The following is an 18,806-nucleotide window of genomic DNA, read 5'->3' on the forward strand; positions in this document are numbered from 1 at the left end:
AGCCCTCATGAACATCACCGTCTTCGGCGCCACCGGAACGATCGGCCGCCACGTGGTCGAGCAGGCGCTCGCCGCGGGCCACCACGTCACCGCATTCACCCGGGACGCGGCCCGCGTCACCGCAGCGCACGACCGGCTGCACGTGGTCGAGGGCGACGTCACGGATCCGGCCGCGTGCCTGCCGGCGGTCAAAGGCGCCGACGCCGTCATCGTCACGCTCGGCGCCGGCCGCAAGGGCGAGGTCCGCGAGGCCGGCACCCGCGCGGTCGTCGCCGCGATGAAGCAGGCCGGCGTCCAGCGCCTGGTGTGCCAGAGCACCCTCGGCGTCGGGTCCAGCCGAGCCAACCTCGACCTGTTCTGGAAGTACGTCATGTTCGGAGCGCTGCTGCGGCCCGCCTACGCCGACCACGTACGTCAGGAGGCGGTGGTCGAGGAGAGTGGCCTGGCCTGGACGACCGTGCGTCCCTCGGCCTTCGCCGACCAGAGCCCGGGGCCGGTTCGGCACGGTTTCGACGGAACCGAGAGCGGGCTGCGTCTGAAGATCGCTCGCGCCGACGTCGCCGCCTTCGTGCTCGCTCAGGTCGAGGACGAGACGTACGTGCGTCGTGCGGTGTCGGTCTCGGCATGACCCCTCCGGCACCCGTCCACGCCGATAGCCTGCATGGTGTGGATGTCCTGGAGGCGCTGCTCGACGGTCCGCGTGCACGGGGTGCGTTCCTGCTCCGTGCGCTGCTGGACCCGCCCTGGTCGCTGCGCATCGAGGACGAAGCGCCGCTCACCGTGCTCGCGGCGCTCCGGGGGTCCGCCTGGATCTGCGCCGAGGGTCGGTCGCCGATGCGGATGGACGGCGGCCAGGTGGCGGTCGTGCTCGGCCCGGACCACTACACGGTCGCGGACGACCCTGCCACGCCTCCCGACGTCGTGATCTACCCCGGAGGCCGCTGCACCAGCGCCGACGACGGTCGCGCGCTGTGGGACGAACGGTCCCTCGGTATCCGCACCTGGGGAGACCCGGACGGCGACTGCGTGCTGCTCGTCGGCACCTACGAGGGCGACGGCGAGGCCAGTCGCCCCCTGCTGTCGGCGCTCCCGGGCGTCGTCCTCCTCGACCACGAGGAGGCCCCGACGGCGCTGCTGAGCGTGCTGGCCGACGAGATGCAGATCGAGGCCCCCGGCCAGCGGGCGCTGCTGGACCGGCTGCTCGACGTGCTCCTCATCTCGACGCTGCGTACCTGGTTCGCGAGTCGCCGGGACGAGGCTCCGGGCTGGTTCCGCGCCCAGCACGACCCGGCGATCGGCGAGGCGCTCTCGCTCCTGCACCAGCAGGTCGCCCGTCCGTGGACCGTCGACGAGCTGGCCGCGCAGGTCGGTCTGTCCCGTGCCGCGCTCGGCCGGCGGTTCACGGCGCTCCTCGGTGAGCCGCCGATGAGCTATCTCACCGGCTGGCGGCTCGCGCTCGCCGCCGACCTGCTGGTCTCCTCCGACACCACGATCGCCGCGCTCGCCCGTCAGGTCGGCTACGGCAGCCCGTTCTCGTTCAGTGCCGCGTTCAAGCGGGTCTACGGGGTGAGCCCGCAGCAGTATCGCGCGGGCAGAGCCAGTGCGTAGCCGGGCTAGTTGATGATCTCGGCGTCGTCGCCCATCGCGGCCAGGCGGTCGCGCCACATCTTCAGGGCCTCCGGAGTCTGTCGCGTCCAGTCGGCGACCTCGGCGACGATCCGAAGCGGCTCCGTGCTGCGGTAGGAGCGGGTCGGGTTGCCGGGAAACTTCTTGTCCGTGACGTTCGGATCGTTCTCGAACTCCCCGGTCGGTTCGACGACATACACCCGGGGCGCCCGTCGCCCGCCGCGAGCTCGGCGGCGAGCCCGGCGCCATCGCGGAGCGCGGTGAAGTAGATGTGGTTCATCACGACCTCGGGGCGGTAGTTCGACCGGAACCCCGCGGTGAGATGGTCGCCGACCTGAAGGTCGGCCTTCGTGCCGTGGTAGAACGGCCCCTCGTCCAGTGGCTCACCCATGCCAGCAGGCTAGGGGGTACCTCCACAGGCGGCTCGATCCAGGCCGGGCGAACGAAAGACTGGACTTGTGAGTCCAATTTGTGGTCCCTAGCGTCGTCGGCATGACACACAGATTCTCTGGGAAGACAGCTCTCGTCACCGGCTCCACCAGCAACATCGGGCGCGCGATCGCGCAGCGTCTGGCCGCGGAAGGCGCGCACGTGATCGTGTCCGGCCGTAACGAGGAGCGGGGAGCCGCGGTCGTCGAGGCGATCCGTTCGGCCGGCGGTCGCGCCGACTTCGTCGCCGCCGACCTCGACGGCAGCGCCGAGGTGAGCCGGGCGCTCGCCGAGCGCGCCCTCGCCGCGCTCGGCGGGCGGCTCGACATCCTCGTCAACAACGCCGGGATCTTCCCGGCGGCCACGACCCTCACGGCCGACGCCGACATGTTCGACCAGGTCTACGGCGTCAACGTCAAGGCGCCCTTCTTCCTTATGCAGGCGCTCGCGCCGCAGATGCAGGCGGCCGGGGAAGGCGTCATCATCAACCTCGGGAGCTGGGTCGCCCGGCTGAGCCTCCCGCTCGGTGCCCTGTACGCCTCGACCAAGGCGGCCATGGAGACCCTCACCCGTGCCTGGTCAGCGGAGTTCGCCGACAGCGGGATCCGGGTCAACGCGGTCTCGCCCGGAGTCATCCGCGACCCGGCTCTGGACGGCCCCGGCTACGGTGACCGTTTCATGGCCGGTACTCCCGCGGGCGGCTCGGGCGGTCCGGAGGCGATCGCCGCGGCCGTCGCGTACCTCGCCTCCGACGAGGCCGAGTTCGTCCACGGGACCGTGCTGGACGTGGACGGCGGGCGCACCGGGGTGGCGGTCGTCGCGGGGGCCTGAGCGTCCGCTCCGCTGCGGTGCCGTCATGGAATCGGCGTCGCGGTGCCACAGCGGGGCCGGCTGCGGAAGGGTGAGGATGACCGGCTCGTTCTGGTGGGACCTGGCGATCGGGATCGCCGCGGCTCTGCTGCTCACCTGGATCTGCCTCGTGGTGGCGCTGCTCGTCGTCCGCCCGCGCGGCGACCTGCTGCGCGAGGCGCTGCGGATCCTGCCTGACGTGATCCGGCTGCTGCGCCGGCTGGCGGCCGACAAGACGATGCCCCGCGGCGTACGGGTCCGGCTCGGGTTGCTGATGGTCTACCTGGCCCTGCCGATCGACCTGGTGCCCGACTTCATCCCGGTGCTGGGCTACGCCGACGACGCCATCATCGTCGCCGCCGTCCTGCGCAGCATCGTCCGTCGAGCCGGGATCGACGCGGTGCGGGCGCGCTGGCCGGGCACCGAGGACGGCTTCGCGGCCCTGGTCAAGATCGCCGGGCTCGAGGGCTCGAATCCGGGTGCGTGACGTCGACCGATGGTGCTGAATGGTCGCATGCCTTCCCGTCCCCGGGTCGTGGTGTGCGGCCCCGCTTCCTGGAACCACCTGATCGCGCTCGATCGCCTGCCCGAGCCGGTGCCGCACATGCAGTTCGCGCGCCGCTCCTGGCACACGATCGGCGGCACCTCTGCGGGCAAGGCGCTGCACCTGGCCGGGCTGGGCATCGACGTACGCCTGTGGTCCCCGATCGGCGACGACGAGGACGGAGCCGTGCTGCGCGAGCGGATCGAGCAGGCAGGGGTCGTCGTCGAGGCGATCGCCAGCGAGCAGACCGAGCGCCACGTCAACCTGATGGCCGACGGCGGCCGGGTCTCGCTGTACGTCTCGACCCCGTCGACCCCGTCCGCCGATGCGGTCGAGGCGGCTGCGCAGGCGGTCGCCGAGGCGGATCTCGCGGTCATCGACCTGAGCGAGCTGGGTCGGCTGGTGCTCGAGGCGCTTCCCGCGCGGCGGGCGCCGCTGTGGATGGACCTGCACGACTACGACGGCACTTCGGCGTTCCACGAGCCGTTCCTGCGGGCGGCCGAGGGCGTGTTCATGAACGACGACGGCACCGAGGACCCCTGGGCACTGATGGCCTCCTGTCTCGACCGCGGTCCCCGCCTCGCCGTCTGCACCCTCGGCGCGAAGGGCGCGATCGCGCTCGCGGCGGACGGGACTCGGCACGAGGTGGCCGCGGTGCCCGCCGCGGTGGTCGACACGAACGGTGCCGGCGACGCCTTCATGGCCGGCTTCCTGGCGGCGCGGTTGCGTGAGGAGCCGGTCGACGCCGCCCTGCGAGCGGCCTCGGAGCAGGCCAGGGTCGCGATCGAGACCGAACACCTCCACCCGGCGCTCGTGCGCCGGGTGGAGACGCCGAGCTAGTCCGTCATCGCCTCGTCCGGGTGCGCCGGGACCGTCAGCAGGGCCAGCAGGGCGATCACCGCTGCGCCGGCGAAGGCGTAGAAGCCCCACGGATAGGCGATGCCGGCGGTGAGGAGTGCGCCTCCGAGGAACGGCCCGACGATGGCACCGACCCGGCCGACGCCTGCGGACATGCCGAGCGCCGTGCCCCGGATGCGGGCGGGATAGAGGTGGCTGACGAAGGCGTAGACCAGCACCTGCGCGCTGAAGACGAAGACGCCGGCGGCCAGGACCGCGGCGTACACCACGATGCTGCTCTCCATCTTGATCGACAGCAGGGCCAGCATCACCGCAGCGATGCCGAACCACATCACGACCGTCTGCTTGTTGCCCCTGGCGTCGGAGATCTGGCCGGCGAGGACGAGTCCGATCACGGCACCGATGTTGAGGGTGAGGAGCAGGCCGAGCCCGGCGTTGAGGGAGTAGCCGGCCTCACCCATGATCGTCGGCAGCCAGGTGTTGAGGCCGTAGACCAGCAGCAGCCCGCAGAACGACGCCGCCCACAATCCCAGGCTGACCCACAGCAGCCGGCCGCGTACGACCTCGGAGGGGCGTACCTTCTCGGTCTCGACCGTCTCCAGGTAGACCTGCGACTCCGGCAGCTTCGCCCACATCACCGGGACCGTCAGCAGACCTGCGACGCCGCCGATCACGAACATCGCCTCCCAGCCCAGGTGCGGGATCACCCACAGGGCGAGCAGCGCGGTGAGCACGGCTCCGACGTGGTAGCCGGTCATCATCCGCGTCATGGCCGTTCCCGAGCGTCCCGGCCGGGCGTGCTCGCTCATGAACGCCAGCGCGGTCGGCAGGCAGGCGCCCAGGCCGAGCCCCGCCAGGAAGCGCAGTGCGATGAACACCGTCGCGTTCGGCGCGAAGGCGACGGCCAGGGTGAGGAGGGAGAACAGGGCGATGCTGCTGATCAGCGTCTTGCGCCGGCCGAACCGGTCGGCGAGCGGACCGATGGCCACGGCACCGATGCCGACCCCGACGAGGCCGACCGTGGCCGCCGTGGTCAATGAGGGGCCGGTGAATCCGAGCGCGCCGGTCCCGGCCAGCGTGGGGATCACAGCGCCGAGCACCACGAGGTCGTAGCCATCGAGAGCGACGGCGAGCCAGCAGAGCACGACCGGCCACAGGTTGCGGTTGTCACCGCCGGTGACGGCGGCGGATGTGGTAGGGGACACATTCATGGGAGGAACGTACGCCGCATGGCCCCTGTGACCGTCCGCACAGCTTCCGTTCAGTGGAAGGTCGGGCGATTTTTGTCAGAGCCGGCGTCCGATCGACTGCGCGGCGACGTGCAGCGCGCCGTACAGCCGCTGCTCGCTCCCCTTGAGCGTGGGGACCACCAGACCCAGAGAGGCCACCACCTCGTCGTGCCGGTGGACCGGGACGGCGATCGAGCAGGCGCCGAGGCTCATCTCCTCGTGGGTGGTGGCGTAGCCCTTGTCGAGCACCTGCCGCAGCTGCCTGCGGAGCGCTCCGGGCTGGGTGATCGTGTAGGGCGTGATCCGGGTGAGGGACGCCAGCACCGCGTCCTGGACCTCGGCCGGAGCGTGGGCGAGGAGGACCTTGCCGACCCCGGTGGTGTGCAGCGGCAGGCGCCCGCCGACCTTGCTCACGACCGGGACCGACTGGTTGCCACGCAGGCGGTCGAGGTAGACCACCTCGGTCCCCTCGCGTACGGCCAGGTGCACGGTCGCGAGGGTCGCGCCGTAGAGGTCGTGGAGGAAGGGCTCGGCCACCTGACGGAGCCCGGTCTCGGTCGGTGCGAGGTGGCCGATGTCCCAGATCCTGCGGCCGATGACGTACTCACCCGACGGCAGCCGGTCCAGCGCGCCCCAGCGGTGAAGCTCGCCCAGGAGCCGGTGCGTCGTGGCGAGCGGAAGGTCTGCGCGAGTGGCGATGTCGCTGAGCGACAGCGTCCGGTGCTGCTCGTCGAAGGCGCTCAGGATCGCCAGGGCGCGACTGGTCACGCTCGTGCCGGCCTGTCGGCTGTTGCCCGCCATCGTCGTCTGCCTTCATCCCGTCGGATCCGACGCCATCATGCCCTTCCCGGGCATGAGCCGACAGCGTCGCCCCGACGGGGAGCGGCGCTCAGCCGCCGAAGGCGGGATGGAGCGGTTCGCCGGCGCCGCTGGACCGGGTGGCCGGCTCGGCCTCGATCGGGTCGAAGGTCCACAGCGCGTACGCCCCCGGCCCGACGTGCAGCGTCGAGTTGCCGATGGTCTCGGTGTGGGGCTCCTCGGCCGGCTCGTTGAGGGCGAGGACGATGTGGCGTACGCCCGCCTCCTCGGCCGGCACGGGGAGCAGGCGGATCGTGGTCATGCCGTCGAAGGCGAGGACGCCGCCGTCCTTCAGCACCCGGATGGTGATCCCGGCGGCGCGCCACAGCGGGACCATCTTCTCGATGTCGGCCTCGGTCGTGGCGATCTGGATGCCGATGACATCGCGCATCTGGTGGTCGAGGTAGCGGTCGCGGTTGTAGCGGTCGCGACTGACGTCGCCCTCGTAGGCGGGCGGCGGGAAGGAGAGCCGCGGGTCGCTGAGGAACTCGTCGCGATACTCCATCGCCCAGGAGAAGAAGGTGTCGTGGGTCGCGGTCGTGTAGGTGACGTCGAACCACGGGATCGGCTTGCCGTCACCGAGGTCGGTCACCTGGGTGAACTCGACCGGGTCGACGCCGAGGTCGTGCAGGTTGTCGGTCGCGACGGCCAGGTCGCCGTCGTCGTCCGCCGAGACGGCGAGCCCGGTGTCACCCGCGACCGCGTCGGGGGCGTCGCCCGGCCCGAAGAACTCGAGATAGGTCTCCTTGCCGAGCAGGTAGCGACCGGTCCAACTCGAGGTGCCGTCGTTGCCGGTGCTGATCCGGCGGTCGGCGAACTGGCCCAGATACTCGGAGTGCTCGATCGCATCGGCGGTCTCCCGGTCGACCATCGCCCATGCGTGGTTGAACGCGAGGAGCGGATCCTGGCGCTCCTCCTCGGCGTGGGCCGTGGTGACCGAGGTCCCTGTGGTGATGACGAGTGAGGCGATCGCAGCCGCGATGAAGCCCGAGATTCTCCATGGAGTCCGCATGGGTCCCAGTCTCTGCGACCGGGGCGCTCCTGTCTCGGAATTCGTCAGGCCCCGTGGGAGGCGGTGGCCATGGTCGCCCCGAGGCCGATCATGAGGACGCCACCACCGGCACCGAGGCTGTCGAGCCGCTTGGGCTTGCGGGCGAACCAGGCCTTGGCCCGGCTGGCGGCCACCACCCAGCCGGAGTCGCAGACGAAGGCCATCGCCGAGAAGATCGCGCCGAGCAGCAGGATCTGGGGCATCGCCGGCGCGGAGGTGTCGATGAACTGCGGCAGGAAGGCCAGGTGGAAGACGATCGTCTTCGGGTTGGTCGCCCCGACGATCATCCCGGTGCGGATCGCGCCCCAGGCGGTCGTCCGCGCGACGTCCTCGCCATCGAGGGCCGCCCGGGCGTCGGCACGGTGACGGATCGCCTGGATGCCGAGATAGACGACGTACGCCGCCCCCACCAGCTTCACCACGGTGAACGCGGTCGCGGAGGCCGCCACGAGCGCGCCGAGCCCGACGGCCACCGCCAGGACCTGACCGAACTGGCCGAGCGCGTTGCCGCCGACGGCGAGCACGGCCTCGCGGCGGCCTGCGGTCAGGGCACGGCCGAGGGCGAAGAGCACGCTCGGGCCGGGGATCAGGATGAAGATGACGGACGCGAGCGCGAAGGCGGCGAACTGGCTAAGGGTCGGCACCGTCCCATTCTCGGGCAGGGTGGCGGCGGCGTACGAACCATTTTGCCTGGCGGAAGGGTCAGGCGTTCCGGGCGGCCTGGATCTGCTCGACGAGGATGTCGCCGTGGCCGGCGTGGCGGGCCAGCTCCTGGATCATGTGGGCGTAGATGAACCGCAGCGACACCTTGTTGCCGTGCCAGTCGAACTCCTCGTCGAGCTCGTGCTCGGCCGCGACCTCGCGCGAGTGGGCGCAGGCGGCTTCGTAGGCGGACCGGATCGACTCGACCGTGTCCTCGTCGTCGAGGACGAAGCTCTCGTCGATGGTGTCGGGCAGCCCGATCTCCTTGCGGGAGACGCCCGCGACCCGCGCGTGGAACCACACCTTCTCGACGAACGTCGCGTGCTTGACCAACCCGAGCGGCGTGGTCAGCGACGGGACCAGCTTCCGGCGCGCCTCCTCGTCGTCGAGGTCCGCGAGGATGCCGCTGACCTGCTCGCGCTGGATGTCGACCATGCCCTCGAGGAGCGCGCGCTCGTCCGCCTGTCCGATCTTCATGCGGGCAGGCTAGCGGGCCGCATGCGGGTGGCCGTCAGCAGCGCTCCCACACGTACGCCTCGGCCCGGTGCCGGTCCCAGCCGCGGGCCTCGTGGAGCCCGCGGGTCAGCATCGCGACGTACGCCTCCGCGGGCCGGGTGTGCTCGACCGCGTCGAACCCGTGGGGCGCGGTGAAGGTGAGCATGGGGAGACCGTCGCGGCGGCCGACCTCGATCAGCGTCTCGTAGTGTCCTGGGCCGGCCTCGTGGCGGCCGTTCTCGAGGCCGTCGATGACGACCTTCTCGATCGGGTCGCCGGGTGCCGGCAGCCGGTTCATCTCCTGGGCGGCGATGTCGGCGAACTGCTCGGCGGTCATCCGGTAGGCGCGGGCCGCGGTCCAGGAGCCGGGGGCGTCGTGGTCGTAGAACGCCACGCCGCCCGTCCAGGTGCGCGACTCGCCCGCGAAATAGAGCCGTCCGGGAAGGTCGACGGCGACGTCCTCGAGCGGCATCGACGGCGTACGCGCCCCGACGTAGGACTGCCGGGCTCCTACCGGCTGGCCGCCGAGGAGGTAGGCGCTGAGGCGGTCGCGACACATGTTCGACCCGTAGCTGACGTACCAGACCTCTGAACTCACCGCGCGGAGCCTACCGACGTGACCCAGGCCACCCGTAGGGAAACCGGCTCGGGCGCAGGTTGCCGGGGGCAACTAGCGTCGTGTGACTGTGAACCGATCTCGGAGGCTCATATCGGTATCAGTGCTGGGCGGCGCGCTGGTGCTCCTCACCGTCCTCGCCGCCGGACCGCTGCAGGACCTCGACGTCCACGGCCACGAATACTGGGCCCGGATGCTTCCGCCCGAGGTGCACTACGTCCTCCAGCACGTCCTCGACCCGATCGCGGGGCAGGCGGTCTGTCTGCCGGTGCTCATCGCGGTCGCGGTCGCGATCGCCGTCCGGCGTCGCAGCCTGCGGCCGATCATCTGCGCCGCGGCCGCCGAGGCGGCGTTCTACCTGGGCGTCGGCGGCACGAAGGTGCTCCTTGCGCGCCCCGCCCCGACGGAGCGGGACGCGGAGTTCTTCGCCGGCGGGATCCTGAAGGACGGCTGGCACGGCATCAGCTACCCCTCCGGCCACGCGGCCGAGGCGGTCCTGATCTACGGCACCGCCGTCTACCTGATCGCGCGCTACACCGCGGTCTCGCGGACCACCGTGCGTGTCCTCGCCGCCGGGGTCGGCGTGATCGCGCTGAACGCGGTCGCCGTCTCCTACACCCTCGGTTGGCACTGGGCCAGCGACCTGTTCGCGGGCCTGCTCACCGGCGGTCTGCTGCTGCGGTTGCTGGTCTGGTGGGATACCGAGGCGATCGCGCGAGAACGTGCCGAGCAGGAGCTGGCGGCCGAACGCACGCTCGTGCCCGCCAGTTACGAACGGACCGAGAAGCTGGCCGCCTAGAGCACGCCGAGCACGCCGTCGGCGTACTTCTCCAGCTTCGCCTCGCCGATCCCGCTGATCGTCCCGAGCTCCTCGCGGCTGGCCGGCAGCCGGGTGGCGATCTCGCGCAGGGTGGCGTCGTGGAAGACGACGTACGCCGGGACCCCCTGCTCCTTGGCGACCTCGCCGCGCCACGCCCGCAGGCGCTCGAAGACCTCGGCGGCCTCGGGCGACAGGTCGGCCGCCGCCACCTTCGGCTTCCGCTCGCCGGAGCCGCTGCGGCGGGCCTGTCGGGGCGGTTCCTTGCGGAGCATGAGCTGCTGCTCGCCGCGCAGCACCGGGCCGGCCGCCTCGGCGACCGAGAAGACGCCGTAGCGGGTGTCGACCGTGAGCATCTCGCGGGCCAGCAGTTGGCGGATGACCGAGTGCCAGTCGGACTCGGCCAGATCGGTGCCGATCCCGAAGACGGAGAGCTCGTCGTGGCGGAACTGGCGGACCTTCTCGGTCTCCTTGCCGCGCAGGATGTCGACGATCTGGCCGGCGCCGAACCGCTGGCCGTTGCGCTCACGGTCGAGCCGGATGACCGTGGACAGCACCTTCTGGGCGGGGACCGTGCCGTCCCACGACTCCGGCGGCGTCAGGCAGGTGTCGCAGTTGCCGCAGCGCTCGGCGGACTGGCCGAAGTAGCGCAGCAGCTGCACCCGCCGGCAGTCGACGGTCTCGCACAGCGCGAGCATCGCGTTGAGGTGCTGGCCGAGCCGGTGCTTGTGGGCGCGGTCGCCCTCGGAGGTCTCGATCATCTGCCGCTGCTGGACGACGTCGGCCAGCCCGTAGGCCAGCCACGCGGTCGAGGGCAGCCCGTCACGCCCGGCCCGGCCGGTCTCCTGGTAGTAGCCCTCGACCGACTTGGGCAGGTCGAGATGGGCCACGAAGCGTACGTCGGGCTTGTCGATGCCCATCCCGAAGGCGATGGTGGCGACCATGACGATGCCGTCCTCGCGCAGGAAGCGGGACTGGTTGTCCGCGCGGGTCCGGGCGTCGAGCCCCGCGTGGTAGGGGAGCGCCGGGATGCCCTGGCCGACCAGGGAGGCGGCGGTGCGCTCGACCGAGGCGCGGGAGAGGCAGTAGACGATGCCGGCCTCGCCCGGGTGCTCGGTGCGGATCAGGTCGACGAGCTGCTTGGCCGGCTTGTCCTTCGGGGCGATCCGGTACTGGATGTTGGGCCGGTCGAAGGAGGCCACGAAGTGGCGGGCGTCCTCCAGGTCGAGCCGGGAGGCGATCTCCCGGCGGGTCTCCGCGGTGGCGGTCGCGGTCAGCGCGATCCGCGGCACCTCCGGCCAGCGCTCGTGGAGGTGGGAGAGCTGCAGGTAGTCGGGGCGGAAGTCGTGGCCCCACTGGGAGACGCAGTGGGCCTCGTCGATCGCGAACAGCGAGATCTTGGCCTGGTCGAGCAGCCGGCCGGTGTCGGGGACCCGGAGCCGCTCGGGGGCGAGGTAGAGGAGGTCCAGCTCGCCGGCGAGCAGGGCCTGCTCCACCTGCTGCCGCTCGTGAGGCATCTGGGTGGAGTTGAGGAATCCGGCGCGCACGCCGAGGGCGGAGAGCGCGTCGACCTGGTCCTGCATGAGCGCGATCAGCGGCGAGATGACCACCCCGGTCCCGGGCCTGACCAGGGACGGGATCTGGTAGCACAGCGACTTGCCGCCGCCGGTCGGCATCAGGACGAGGGCGTCGCCGCCCGTGGCCACGTGCGCGACGATCTCGGCTTGGTCGCCGCGGAACTCGTCGTAGCCGAAGACGCGGCGCAGGACTTCCAGCTCCGGGGTCAACTCCATCACGTGAGCGACCCTACCGGCGACCACCGACGGTCGCTCAGACCGAGATCTTCTCGCGCCTGACCGTGGCCCCGTCGGCCTCGACGGGGCCGTGGGCGCGCTCGAGCGCAGCACCCTCGACGTCGACGTTCGGGAGGATGCGGTCGAGCCACGTCGGCAGCCACCAGGCCGAGCGGCCGAGCAGGTGCATCAGCGCGGGCATCAGCAGCATCCGGACGATGAACGCGTCCAGCAGCACCCCGAGCGCGAGCCCGAAGCCCATCGAGCGGATCATCACCGACTCGGCGAAGATGAACCCGCCGAAGACCGAGACCATGATCAGGCCGGCGGCGATCACGACCGAACGCCCGGCACGGAAGCCCTGGGCAACCGCGACGCGGGGCGGGGCGCCGTGGACGTACGCCTCCCGCATGCCGGAGGCGAGGAACAGCTGGTAGTCCATCGCCAGGCCGAAGAGGATCCCGACGAGCAGGATCGGCAGGAAGCTCAGGATGGGGCCGGTGCTGTCGATGCCGATCCACTCCGCGCCGATGCCCTTCTGGAAGACCGCGACCACCACGCCGTACGTCGCCAGCAGCGAGAGCACGAAGCCACCGGTCGCGATGAGCGGGACCAGGATCGAGCGGAAGACCAGGATCAGGATCAGCAGGGAGAGGCCGACGACGACGCCGAGGTAGGGGAGGAGTACGTCGTTGAGCCCCTGCGACACGTCGATGGCGACCGCGGTGGCCCCGGCGACGCCGAGGGTGATGTCGCCGTTCACCGGCGGCAGGTCGCGGATCGCGTCGACCAGCTCGTTGGTGGAGACGCTGTTGGGGCCCTCCTCGGGGACGACCTGGAAGGCGGCCGTGCGACCGTTCTCGGAGACCGCGGCCGGAGCCACGGCACGTACGTCGTCGAGGTCCGCCAGCGCCTTGGCGACGGTCAGCTGGGCCTGCTGGACGCCGGCCTCGTCGAGCCCCTCGGGCAGCTCGGCGGCGACCAGCAGCGGACCGTTGGCGCCGGGACCGAAGCTGTCCTCGGTGATCGTGTAGGCGGTCTTGGCCAGCGAGCCCTCGGGCTCGGAGCCGCCGTCGGGCAGGCCGAGGCGCATGTCGAGCGCGGGGACCGCGAGGGCGAGCAGGACGACCACGGAGGCGACGACGGTGACCAGCGCGCGCCAGATGGGCATCGGCTTGGCGTGGGCCTCGGCGGCGTCCTGCTTCGCGATCTTCTTCCGGGCGCGCTTGGAGACGATGCGGCCGCCGACCAGGCCGAGGACGGCCGGGGTCAGGGTGATCGCGACCAGGACTGCGATCGCGACGCAGGCGGCGCCGACCGAGCCCATCAGGCCGAGGAAGGGGATGCCGGTCATGTTGAGCGCGACCAGGGCCACGATCACGGTGGAGCCGGCGAATACGACGGCGGTGCCGGCGGTGCCGTTGGCGAGCGCGATCGACTCGGCGACGTCGGAGCCGTGGAGCAGCTGCTTGCGGTGGCGGTTGAGGATGAAGAGCGAGTAGTCGATGCCGACCGCCAGGCCGAGCATCAGCCCCAGGATCGGGGTCATCGAGGCCATCTGGACGACGCCGGAGAGGGAGAGGGCGCCGAGTGCTCCGATGCCGACGCCGGTCAGCGCGGTGACGAGCGGGACCCCGGCGCCGATGATGGTGCCGAGCATGACCAGCAGGACGATGGCGGCGACGCCGACGCCGACGATCTCACCCGGTCCCATCGGGTTGGGCGCCTCCTGGGAGATGTCGGAGGAGACGCCGACCTCGACGCCGTCGATCGGGGTGTCGGTGAAGTGGTCGACGGTGGCCTTCTTGGTCCCCTCTGAGATCTCCAGGCGGCCGACGGAGTAGGCGACGTTGACCAGGGCGGCCGAGCCGTCGGCGGAGACCATCCGGATCTCCTCGGAGAGCTCGAGCAGCTCGGCGCCGTTCTCGGCCTTGGCGGTGTTGGCCTCGAGATCGGCGGCGCTGTCGTCGAGCTTGGCCTGCTGCTTGTCGAGAGCGGCCTGCCGGGCGTCGATCTGGGTGGTCGGCATCCCGGCGGCCTGGAGCTGGGCGCGGGCCTTGTCGATGTCGGTCTGCGCCTTGTCGAGCTTCGCCTGAGCGGCGTCGAGGCGGGTGCGGCCGGCCTCGAACTGGGCCTGGCCCTCGGCGACCTTCTCGGCCTGCGCCTCGCGCTGGGCCTCGGTCTGGAAGGGGTCGGTGACCGCGGCGACGTCGGGGAGGTCCTCGGCGCTGGTGATGAGCGCCTGGATCTCCTCCTTCTGGGTCTCGCTGAGCGGGGTGCCGTCCTCGGTCTGGAAGGCGATCGTGCCGGAGCCGCCGGCGAGATCGGGCAGGTCCTTCTGGAGCTCGTCGACGACCTTCGACGAGGGCAGCCCCGGGATGTCGAAGCTGGTGGTGAGCTCGCCGGACCAGGCGACGTACGCCCCGGCGGCGCCGGACAGCGCCAGCACCCAGGCAAGGATCACAAGCCAGGCGCGGCGCGCGGCCGTCTTGCCCAGTCGATACAACAGCTCCGCCATGGCGGCATCCCTCCGGTAATTCGCAACGGTGCGTCCAGTTAATCACCTGATCGCCGCTGGACAAGAGTCGCTGAGCGAGTCCTGGGTCACACCTGTGCCTTGGCCATGAGGTCGTGCGGGCTCTTAAGATGCCGTTCATGCCAGCGTCAGCAGGAGTGCGCCGTCGAGGTGCCGTACGCAGCGAAGAGGCTCGCATGGCGGTCCTCGACGCGACCGGGCGGCTCTTCGCGACCCAAGGCTATGACCACCTCACCATCGAGGGCATCGCGGCCCAGGCGGGTGTCTCCAAGCAGACGATCTACCGCTGGTGGTCCTCGAAGAGCGCGGTCGTCGCGGACGCCCTGATCGAGGACAAGCTGCTGCCGGACCACCCGGTGGTGCCCGACACCGGTGACATCCGTGCCGACCTGATCGCGTGGATGCAGAGCCTCGTCGACCTCGTCGCCGAGCCCGGCAACGACGGCCTCGTCCGCTCGCTCGTCGCGGCGGCGTGCGAGAGCCCCGACATCGGCACCCGTCTCAACGACGCCCTCGGCATCACCGCGACCGTCTCCACCCGCATCGAGGCCGCCGTCGCGGCCGGCCAGCTGCCTGCCGACCTCCCGGTCACGGAGTTCGTACGCGCCCTGGTCGGTGGCTTCGTCCTCTACTCCCTCGAGCGCACCGAGCCCGCCCCGGACGTCGCCGAGCGGCTGGTGCGGGCGCTGCTGCACTGACCTCTCCTTACCCAAGAAAGAGGGGGTCCGGGCGCCTGGTGCGGGGCTACGGTGGAGGCATGCCGAAGGTGCCGCCGCCCGTCTATGTCGTCGTGGGCCTGGTCGCCCAGCATCTGCTCTCCCGTGGTCGCCGGCCGACGGTCGTGCGGTCCGTGGGGGCGGGGCTCGTGGCTGCCGGGTCGGTGTATCTCGCCGGCAGCGCGGCTCGTGCGTTCAAGCACAAGGACACCACCTTCAACCCGCTCGAGCCCGAGCGTGCCACCGCGGTCGTCACCGACGGGCCGTTCCGCTACACCCGCAATCCGATGTACGTCGGCATGGCCGGTCTTCTCGCCGCCCACGCGGTTTATCGGGGTGGTCTGGTGTCGTTCGTGCCTGTCGCGGCGTTCGTCGCTGTCATCGATCGCACTCAGATTCCTGCGGAGGAGCGGGCTCTGGCGATGGGGTTCGGGGAGGCGTACGAGGCTTATCGGGGTGTTACGCCTCGGTGGGTGGGGTTGCGGGGCTGATGTCGGTCGCGGCCCTGGTTGTTACTCGTGGTTGATGTGGGCCGCCGACCCTTTCCTTGAGGGTGTTCTCGCCGGACCCCGGAGTAAAGGACGGCCTTCGGCCGCCGGCTTCGCCGGCCGCTTACGCGGTCCTTGACACCGGGGCCCGGCGAGAAAAGATTTGGCTGGCTATCGGGGCGGCGGCCCGGGTGTGGCGCAGCAGATGAGGTTGTTTCGCTGACCGCGAAAATCGGGGTTGACCTGGGAAAACAGGTTCTCCCAGGGGTGGTTCCGGAGTAGAATAGGGACTATCACAGCACACCCTTGAAGGGCAGGAAGCGATGAGTCTCGGGAGCGGGATCGACCACTGGGGCACCAACCCCGGCGACATGGTCGACGCTGCCCTGACGGCCATCGAATCCTCGGTTCAGGACCTGCTCGCCAGTGATCCGGCGTATTGGCGGACCGGGCAGAAGAAGGACCTCCTCGAGCGGCTCGAGAAGCTGCAGGCTCAACAGGCTGCGTTGAAGCTGCGGGTGCTCGCGACCGCGGGTGATATCGCCGAGGAGACCGGCGCCAAGGACGCCTCCGGCTGGATGCGTGCTGAGCTGTTGGTCGACAAGGCCGTGGCCCGGTCGCAGGTCAAGCTCGCTGCCGGGGTGGCGAAGTACGACCTCGTGGCCGCCGGTTTGGCTGAGGGTGTGGTCTCGCACGACAAGGCCCGGGTGATCACCAAGGCTCTCGACGCGATCGAGCCGACCCGGCCGCCAGCACAGAGGACTTGGCCCTCGCCGAGAAGCTGCTGGTCGACTACGCCACCCGGCTGACCGCCAACGAACTCAAGATCGTCGGGAAGCGGATCCTCGCCGAGATCGACCCGGAACGGTTCGAGGCCGCTGAGGCGAAAACTCTTCAGCGGGAGGAGGAGCGGGCGCAGCGGCGCACCTTCTTCCAATCGCGGGACAACGGCGACGGCACCATCGACATCCACGCAAGGGTCTCTCGCGCGGTTGGGGTCCGGCTGCGGACGATCCTGGACTCCCTCGCTCAGCCGCGGAAGCTCTCGGCCGAGGACAAGGGCGTCAAAGCCCCGTATGACCGGCTGCTGGGCCAGGCGTTCGGCCGGGTGGTTGAGACTTACGACGTCGACCAGCTCCCCAGGCATGGTGGCCACGGCACCACGGTGTTCATCACCATGACCTTGGACCAGCTGCGTGCCGACCTCGGCACCGCCGCCCTCGGGTTCGACGGCGACCAGATCACCGCGGCGGAGGCTCGAAGGTTGGCGTGCAACGCCGACCTCGTCCCGGTGGTGCTGGGCACCGACTCCGAGATCCTCGACTTCGGAAGGACGGCCCGGTTGGCGCATCCGATCCAACACCGCGCACTCCGGCTACGTGACAAGTGTTGTCAGGCCGAAGACTGCGACGCACCAGCCGCGTGGACCGAGGCCCATCACCTGAAACCGTGGTCCGAAGGCGGCCGCATCGACCTGGCCACATGGTGCTGTTGTGTTCGAGGGACCATCGCCGGATCCACGACCCCAACTACGGCTATGAACGGCTCCCGGACGGTCGGATCCGGTTCACCCGACGTACCTGAGGTACTGAGGGCACTGGCTCGTCCCTTGTGAATCCTTCACAAGGTGTCATCGTCTAGTAAAGGCACGAGAACGCTTCTGCCTGCCAGGAGCCGCTGGCCCCGGTCCCCAAGCCCGCGCCCAACCTGAATTCTGCTGCGCCAAACTGCCGCCGCCGACCCGATAGCCAGCCAAAATTTCTCGGCGGAGCCCGGTGTCCAGGACCGCGAAGCGGCCGGCGAAGCCGGCGGCCGAAGGCCGTCCTTGACTCCGGGGTTCGTCGAGAACACCCTCCGTAACGGGTCGGCGGCCACCAGCCCAAGAGAATGACCAACCCCTGGCAACCCTTTTGACAGCCCAGTGAAGAATGAGGACTGTGACCGACATCAAGTACGTAGACAACCCGTCCAGGCACCGCTACGAGATCCTCGACGGCGAGACCGTCGCGGGGCTCGCGGCCTACCGGCTGCCCGACGACGAGCACGTCGACTTCGTGCACACCGAGGTGGGGGAGGCCTACAACGGGCAGGGGCTCGCGTCGAAGCTGGTGGCGTTCGCGCTGGCCGACGTGAAGGCGAAGGGGAAGCGGATCATTCCGCATTGCCCGTACGTCGCGGGGTGGCTGAAGCGGCATGGCGAGGAGTACGCCGATATCACCGACTGGCCGGCCTGACGACGAAGCCGGTCAGGAGTCGGCCGGCTTCCGCGGCTCCAGACCGAGCTTGGCCAGGGGTGTCCGGGTCATGTGGGCGGAGGGCCAGGCCTGGCCCCGGGCCGAGTTGCCGCGGGAGTAGGGCCGGGCGCCCGACTGGTACGTCACGTAGAACTCGTCGCCGACCTCGGCGACGCCCTCGGCCAGGGTGGGGAGCCACTGCAGAGCGCGGGGACGGATCGTGACCCGGTCCTGCACGATCAGCTGGCTGCGCCTGGTCGGGCCGCGGGAGACGCTGAAGACGTACTCCTCCTCGCGGACCACGACGCCCTGGGTGCCGACGGGGGTGCGTACGCCGATCGGGGTCTTGATCTGCCAGGAGTCGTCCTTGCGGATGTACTTGTAGAGGCGGTTGTTGGCGTGGGAGCCGACGTAGAGCAGGTCCTTGCCGGCGGCGAGGTAGGAGCCGGCGGCGAGGGCGACCAGCGGGGAGACCGTGGAGACGGTGGAGAGCGGTTCGGCGTGGATGATCTCGGTCAGTGAGTAGCGGTAGAGGCGGGGCGGGTTGCCCTCGCGGCACACGTAGACCTCGTCGCCGATGACCGCGACGCCGCCGGCTTTGACCGGGCCGCTGACGCTGCCCTTCGGGCCGCCCAGGTAGACCGCGTTGATGAGCTCGCCCGACGGCTTGTCGACCAGGGCGAGGGCCGAGCCGAGCTTGTCGCCGTAGTAGCCCTGCAGGAGCAGGTCAGCTTCCGGCGAGTACGCCAGACCCTGCGGGATCCAGCCGTGGTCCTCGTCCCCGGTGAGCACCATCGACGAGGCGATGTGCGGGATCAGCGGACCCAGGCTGCTGCCGCTGCGGGCCAGCCAGGTCTCGGTGCGGTCGATGCCGCGTTGGACCCACTTCTGCTGCCTGCGCGCGGTCACCTTGGGGTCGATCACGAGCAAAAAACCTATCCGTTCCGACACCGATCGGCGGCGGC

The 18,806-nt window shown here is 70.5% G+C and carries 20 protein-coding genes and 1 pseudogene; 11 read left to right on the forward strand and 10 right to left on the reverse strand.

The genetic code is table 11. The features are described 5' to 3' along the window. Nucleotides 1–7 precede the first annotated feature (7 nt). Both G5C66_RS16945 and G5C66_RS16950 read left to right on the forward strand, forming a co-directional pair. Nucleotides 8–628, forward strand: coding sequence for an NAD(P)-dependent oxidoreductase (locus tag G5C66_RS16945; protein WP_165112140.1), 621 nt, complete (start codon nt 8–10; stop codon nt 626–628). A 38-nt stretch (nt 629–666) separates the two neighbouring features. Then, nucleotides 667–1,608 carry a cupin domain-containing protein gene (locus G5C66_RS16950; protein ID WP_165112141.1) on the forward strand — a complete coding sequence of 314 codons (942 nt, stop codon included), beginning with the start codon at nt 667–669 and terminating at the stop codon, nt 1,606–1,608. A 5-nt stretch (nt 1,609–1,613) separates the two neighbouring features. Here the strand turns inward: G5C66_RS16950 and arr are convergent. Beyond that, nucleotides 1,614–2,017 (reverse strand): annotated as a pseudogene (gene arr, locus G5C66_RS26545) (NAD(+)--rifampin ADP-ribosyltransferase). Nucleotides 2,018–2,118: 101 nt separating this feature from the next. Here arr and G5C66_RS16960 point away from each other — a divergent pair. The 3 genes from G5C66_RS16960 to G5C66_RS16970 all read left to right on the forward strand — a co-directional run bounded on the left by G5C66_RS16960 (nt 2,119) and on the right by G5C66_RS16970 (nt 4,288). Then, a complete protein-coding gene (locus G5C66_RS16960; protein WP_165112142.1) occupies nt 2,119–2,886 on the forward strand; it encodes an SDR family NAD(P)-dependent oxidoreductase in 768 nt (255 codons plus the stop codon). A gap of 76 nt (nt 2,887–2,962) precedes the next feature. Then, nucleotides 2,963–3,391: a YkvA family protein gene (locus tag G5C66_RS16965; RefSeq protein ID WP_165112143.1), complete on the forward strand. Its 429-nt coding sequence runs from the start codon at nt 2,963–2,965 to the stop codon at nt 3,389–3,391. A gap of 27 nt (nt 3,392–3,418) precedes the next feature. Further along, complete coding sequence (locus tag G5C66_RS16970; protein ID WP_165112144.1) at nt 3,419–4,288, forward strand: carbohydrate kinase family protein; 870 nt, start codon at nt 3,419–3,421, stop codon at nt 4,286–4,288. Here G5C66_RS16970 and G5C66_RS16975 read toward each other — a convergent pair. The 6 genes from G5C66_RS16975 to G5C66_RS17000 form a co-directional block, all read right to left on the reverse strand. Continuing rightward, the gene (locus G5C66_RS16975; RefSeq protein ID WP_165112145.1) at nt 4,285–5,517 is read right to left on the reverse strand and encodes an MFS transporter; all 1,233 of its coding nucleotides are present in this window, start codon (nt 5,515–5,517) and stop codon (nt 4,285–4,287) included. The two genes, G5C66_RS16970 and G5C66_RS16975, sit on opposite strands and share 4 nt — an antisense overlap. 75 nt (nt 5,518–5,592) lie before the next feature. Next, nucleotides 5,593–6,336 carry an IclR family transcriptional regulator gene (locus tag G5C66_RS16980; protein WP_165112146.1) on the reverse strand — a complete coding sequence of 248 codons (744 nt, stop codon included), beginning with the start codon at nt 6,334–6,336 and terminating at the stop codon, nt 5,593–5,595. Between the two features lie 88 nt (nt 6,337–6,424). After that, nucleotides 6,425–7,405: a DUF5829 family protein gene (locus tag G5C66_RS16985; protein WP_206444209.1), complete on the reverse strand. Its 981-nt coding sequence runs from the start codon at nt 7,403–7,405 to the stop codon at nt 6,425–6,427. 44 nt (nt 7,406–7,449) lie between these two features. Then, entirely contained in the window at nt 7,450–8,088 is a 639-nt protein-coding gene (locus G5C66_RS16990; protein WP_165112147.1) for a LysE family transporter, read from the reverse strand. A 58-nt stretch (nt 8,089–8,146) separates the two neighbouring features. After that, nucleotides 8,147–8,623: a DinB family protein gene (locus tag G5C66_RS16995; RefSeq protein ID WP_165112148.1), complete on the reverse strand. Its 477-nt coding sequence runs from the start codon at nt 8,621–8,623 to the stop codon at nt 8,147–8,149. A 34-nt stretch (nt 8,624–8,657) separates the two neighbouring features. After that, nucleotides 8,658–9,239: a histone deacetylase gene (locus tag G5C66_RS17000; protein ID WP_165112149.1), complete on the reverse strand. Its 582-nt coding sequence runs from the start codon at nt 9,237–9,239 to the stop codon at nt 8,658–8,660. Nucleotides 9,240–9,360: 121 nt separating this feature from the next. On the opposite strand from G5C66_RS17000, the gene G5C66_RS17005 reads away from it, so the two are divergent. Continuing rightward, complete coding sequence (locus tag G5C66_RS17005; protein ID WP_165112150.1) at nt 9,361–10,056, forward strand: phosphatase PAP2 family protein; 696 nt, start codon at nt 9,361–9,363, stop codon at nt 10,054–10,056. On the opposite strand, the gene recQ is transcribed toward G5C66_RS17005, so the two are convergent. Next, nucleotides 10,053–11,867, reverse strand: coding sequence for a DNA helicase RecQ (recQ, locus tag G5C66_RS17010; RefSeq protein ID WP_165112211.1), 1,815 nt, complete (start codon nt 11,865–11,867; stop codon nt 10,053–10,055). The genes G5C66_RS17005 and recQ overlap by 4 nt on opposite strands. Before the next feature lie 37 nt (nt 11,868–11,904). Further along, nucleotides 11,905–14,385, reverse strand: a complete 2,481-nt coding sequence (locus G5C66_RS17015; RefSeq protein ID WP_165112151.1) for an MMPL family transporter — start codon at nt 14,383–14,385, stop codon at nt 11,905–11,907. Nucleotides 14,386–14,522: 137 nt separating this feature from the next. Here G5C66_RS17015 and G5C66_RS17020 point away from each other — a divergent pair, with 137 nt between their 5' ends. The 5 genes from G5C66_RS17020 (at nt 14,523) to G5C66_RS17035 (ending at nt 17,841) form a co-directional block, all read left to right on the forward strand. Then, nucleotides 14,523–15,101 carry a TetR/AcrR family transcriptional regulator gene (locus G5C66_RS17020; protein WP_165112152.1) on the forward strand — a complete coding sequence of 193 codons (579 nt, stop codon included), beginning with the start codon at nt 14,523–14,525 and terminating at the stop codon, nt 15,099–15,101. Between the two features lie 59 nt (nt 15,102–15,160). Continuing rightward, entirely contained in the window at nt 15,161–15,610 is a 450-nt protein-coding gene (locus G5C66_RS17025; protein WP_165112153.1) for a methyltransferase family protein, read from the forward strand. A 320-nt stretch (nt 15,611–15,930) separates the two neighbouring features. Continuing rightward, entirely contained in the window at nt 15,931–16,416 is a 486-nt protein-coding gene (locus G5C66_RS26550; RefSeq protein ID WP_277602178.1) for a DUF222 domain-containing protein, read from the forward strand. Next, nucleotides 16,371–17,222: an HNH endonuclease signature motif containing protein gene (locus G5C66_RS17030; protein WP_277602179.1), complete on the forward strand. Its 852-nt coding sequence runs from the start codon at nt 16,371–16,373 to the stop codon at nt 17,220–17,222. Before G5C66_RS26550 ends, G5C66_RS17030 begins: the two co-directional genes overlap by 46 nt. A gap of 313 nt (nt 17,223–17,535) precedes the next feature. Next, a complete protein-coding gene (locus G5C66_RS17035; RefSeq protein WP_165112154.1) occupies nt 17,536–17,841 on the forward strand; it encodes a GNAT family N-acetyltransferase in 306 nt (101 codons plus the stop codon). Between the two features lie 12 nt (nt 17,842–17,853). Here the strand turns inward: G5C66_RS17035 and G5C66_RS17040 are convergent, their stop codons facing one another. Beyond that, nucleotides 17,854–18,765: a hypothetical protein gene (locus G5C66_RS17040; protein WP_165112155.1), complete on the reverse strand. Its 912-nt coding sequence runs from the start codon at nt 18,763–18,765 to the stop codon at nt 17,854–17,856. Nucleotides 18,766–18,806: the final 41 nt, after the last annotated feature.

It is taken from the genome of Nocardioides turkmenicus, from assembly GCF_011045035.1.
Taxonomy (GTDB): domain Bacteria; phylum Actinomycetota; class Actinomycetes; order Propionibacteriales; family Nocardioidaceae; genus Nocardioides; species Nocardioides turkmenicus.